This window comes from Vibrio makurazakiensis, assembly GCF_050337375.1.
Lineage (GTDB): Bacteria > Pseudomonadota > Gammaproteobacteria > Enterobacterales > Vibrionaceae > Vibrio > Vibrio makurazakiensis.
The window spans coordinates 1-3,949 of record NZ_JAKJSW010000298.1; the positions used below are offsets into that span (position 1 = coordinate 1).

2 protein-coding genes are annotated in these 3,949 nt (G+C 45.2%); both read right to left on the reverse strand.

Annotated features, from left to right (window positions below; translation table 11 throughout):
• Positions 1-220: 220 nt before the first annotated feature.
• A complete protein-coding gene (torA, locus tag L4C33_RS20305) occupies positions 221-2,683 on the reverse strand; it encodes a trimethylamine-N-oxide reductase TorA (protein ID WP_428814209.1) in 2,463 nt (820 codons plus the stop codon).
• Between the two features lie 24 nt (positions 2,684-2,707).
• Positions 2,708-3,886: a pentaheme c-type cytochrome TorC gene (gene torC, locus L4C33_RS20310; RefSeq protein ID WP_428814210.1), complete on the reverse strand. Its 1,179-nt coding sequence runs from the start codon at positions 3,884-3,886 to the stop codon at positions 2,708-2,710.
• Positions 3,887-3,949: the final 63 nt, after the last annotated feature.

Here is a 3,949-nt window from a genome sequence, read left to right on the forward strand (position 1 = left end):
CGCGTTTCTTTCTGGGCTTCCCGTTTATGGATAATTCCGGTTGCGGAACAAAATGACACTCGCTAACGGGGGGGGGATAAGAAGCAAGTACGATTTATCTAATGATTGGGGCTTATGACTGAAGCCGTAAGCCTTTCTCTATCGCGATAGTATGAAATGGTAAACACCAGGCAAAAAAATACCCACTCGAGTGAGTGGGTATTAATCTATTTAAAATTGCTTATGCAACTTCAATCGGGCCACCGAATGATGTTACTGGAGGCAACTTACCTTGGAACTTCTCGAAATCGACCAAGCAAGTGTTTGCTGACGTCGCTTGAGCAAGCTCTGAAGTACCGATATCTTGAGTTAGAGTATTTGGATCGCCATAAGTATCTAGCGCGCCCACTTTCTCGTTCACCGGGCCGTACCAAGCACCTTCTTCGATACGAACAACACCAGGAGCGTAGCTATCCATCAGAACAGCACCAGCTAGCAGCTGACCACGGTCGTTGAACACACGAACTACATCGCCGTCTTTAATACCTTTCTTCTTAGCATCAGTCGGGTTGATGTAAATTGGCTCACGGCCTTGAACAGCGTATGTCGCGCGGAACTCTTCAGAGTCACACATTTGTGAGTGCAAGCGCTTGTCTGGGTGACAAGATTGCAGCCAGTACGGGTGTTTATCAGAGCCAGGACCACCGTGTGAACGTTCAGATTTCTCGAACCACATTGGGTGTTCTTGACAGTGCTCGTAACCCATATTACCAACAGTACGACTTGTGATTTCTATGAAACCAGAAGGTGTACCTAGAGCGTTGATCTCTGGATCTTCACGGAATGAAGCGTGGCGAGTCCACGGCTTACCTTTACCAAAGTCTAGGAAACCTTTTTCCCAGAACTCAGCAAACTCAGGCATTTCAATCGTACCTTCATTCGAAGCGCGGCAATCGTCATACAGAGATTTAACCCACTGCATTTCGTCCATACCACGCGTGTAATCGTCGTAACGACCCCAACGCTTAGTTAGGTTAGACATGATTTCGAAGTCAGTCTTAGATTGGAACAGAGGATCCACTAGCTTGTGCATTGCGATCAAACCGCGACCTGAGTACGCACCGTAACCATCGATATCGTTACGTTCCCACTGAGTACAAGCTGGAAGTACGATATCAGAATGACGACAAGTTGCAGTCCAAGCGAAATCAACAGCAACTACAGTTTGTAGGCTCTTGAATGCTTTACGCATCTTGTTGCGATCTTGGTGGTGATGCCACGGGTTGTTACCGCTGAATACCATCATTTTAATGTCTGGTAGCGTTACAGTAGAACCGTTTGCTTTGATCTTCTTACCTGGTTCAAGCAAGCTATCAACCCAACGCGCAACTGGGATTACTCGGCTGTAGCCATTGTAATCTGTATTTGTGTACTTAGGTGATTGGCCTTGGTCGATGTTCAGCGGGAAAGAACCCGGAGCAGCGAAACCAGTTGAAGATACACCGATACCTGAATAGTGGTGACCGTAAGAAATACCACCGCCCGGAAGACCARTTTGGCCAACCATTGCTGCGATAACTGCACACATCCAGTAAGGCTGCTCACCGTGTTCTTGACGCTGGATACTCCAACCAACAAGAATTTGAGTACGACCGTTAACTAGCATCTTAGCGAAGTCACGGATAGAGTCCGCGCTTGCGCCACAGATAGCTGATGCCCACTCAGGTGTCTTCTCAACTTTATCTTTCGTTTCACCTTGAACGTACTTGATGAAGTCTTCAAAGCCTAGACAGTAAGTTTCAATGAACTTCTTGTCGTATAGGCCTTCGTTGTAAAGAACGTGAGCAACACCAAGCATGAACGCCACATCAGTTTGTGGGTTGATGTACATTTGCTCGTTTTCTAGGTAACGGCCTGTTTTGTTTTTAACAGGGTCAACAGAAACGACGTTGATCTCTTTCTTAGCAACTTTTTCTTTCAGCTGCTCTAGGTATGCGAACGACTCATGAGTCTCACATGTCCAACCTACTTGCAGGTTCTTAACTGGATCGTTACCCCATAGAACAATGTTGTCACTGTTTTCTAGGATAAGTTCCCAAGATGTACCTTGTGCATAAACTTCAGTAGAACCTAAAACGTAAGGCATGATCGTTTGACCAGCACCTGTCGAATAGTCACCGATTTTCTTCACAGAGTAACCGTGAAGTGCCATTGCACGTTGCATGTGGTTAGTACAGCTGTGGAACTGACCTGTTTGTCTCCAACCAGTTTGACCGGTGTGAAGCGCCCATGGACCGTAATCTTTCTGTACACGCTCTAGTTCGCGGTAAACAAGGTCTAGAGCCTCATCCCATGTCACACGGATGAAGCGGTTGTTACCACGCGTATCAGCGCTGTATTTATGCTTCTTCAGCCAATCTAGGCGAACCATAGGGTAACGCACACGTGATGGGCTGTAGATAATACCTTTAATACCGTTCAACATCTCAGTTGGGTGCTGATCGATTTCTAGAGGCTTAATTTCTTGTACTTTACCCGCGTAAACGCGAGCTCGGAATGCACCCCAGTGAGAACCAGAGACTTTCCACGTACCATCAGTTTCTGCTGCTGAAGCTGATGCCGACGCCAATAAGCTAGGACCGATAACCGATGCCGCACTTGTTGTAGCGACACCTTTCAGAAAACTTCTTCTTGTAATTGCCATTGTGTTACTCCAATTGACGTCTTATTAGTGGCCTTCAGAAAAATCTGATGAATGCTTCTGTAGATACTTAAGAACAAGTGCTTCTGTATCTGTATCGAAGTTAACGAATGCGATCATACCATCTAGCATGCCTACCCAACCGTTAGCACTGAAGTGGCCTTCATCTGGTTGTGAGTGACAAGTAGAACAGTTTGATTGGTACGCTTGACCAGCTGCGTTCCAGATTGGATCGAAGTTATCAACCATAGACTCTTTCTTCATCCAAAGTGCTAGGTCAACTTTTTCCCATGGAAGGCCTGTAAGCTCATCTTCTTTCTTCTCACCAACAGTGATTACATCACTTTGAGATACGTCTTTCGTCAAAATAGCTGTAGAGATATTCATACCGAAATCTTCTTGGATTACACGTCCGAAGCCTTTCGCTTTACGCCACCCATCAATTTGGATCTTGATCATATCGCCTTTTTCATCGATCACAGCCACTTTACTTGCTGGGCTTAGTAGACCAGCTTCAACTTCAGCCGTTTCATCCGTATACATAGGTAGGTGACGGATTGAAATCACATCGTTGCCTGAAGCATAAGATGTACTACTTGCAACATTTTCTAATTCGCCAACAATGCCGCTTGCTGATGCCATATCCTTTGGAAGGTTGTGAGCAATACCTTTATGACAGTCAACACAGCTTTGATCGCGCTCTGCTGCATTCTTCATTTGAATACGTGCAGTAGGACGCATGTTTTCAAAGTCCATTGAATCGTAGTTGTGACAGTTCTTACACTCTAGTGATTTGTTCGAAGAGAAACGATCCCACTCGTGTTTAGCCAGTTCAATACGACGCTCTTCAAAGTGACCTGGTTTGTCATAGTCACCGAAGACTTGTGCAAATACTTCTTTAGAAGCCTGCATCTTACGAGCAATTTTTGCTGTCCATTCATGTGGAACGTGACAATCAGGACAAGTTGCACGTACACCAGAAGTATTTTTCCAGTGAACCGTTTCTTGTAGCTCTACGTATACGTTGTCACGCATGGTGTGACAACTTACACAGAATTCTTCTGTATTTGTATGTTCTAACGCAGTGTTAAAACCGCCCCAGAAAATAACACCGGCGATAAAGCCACCCATTGTTAGTACACCAAGACTAATGTGTACCGCTGGGCGAGTCATTGTGCGCCATAATTTAACTAAAAATGATTTCATGTTTAGCTCTCTTAAATATTGATTTTAAAAAAAGTTGTTACTAGAGGGCATTACATGCCGCCG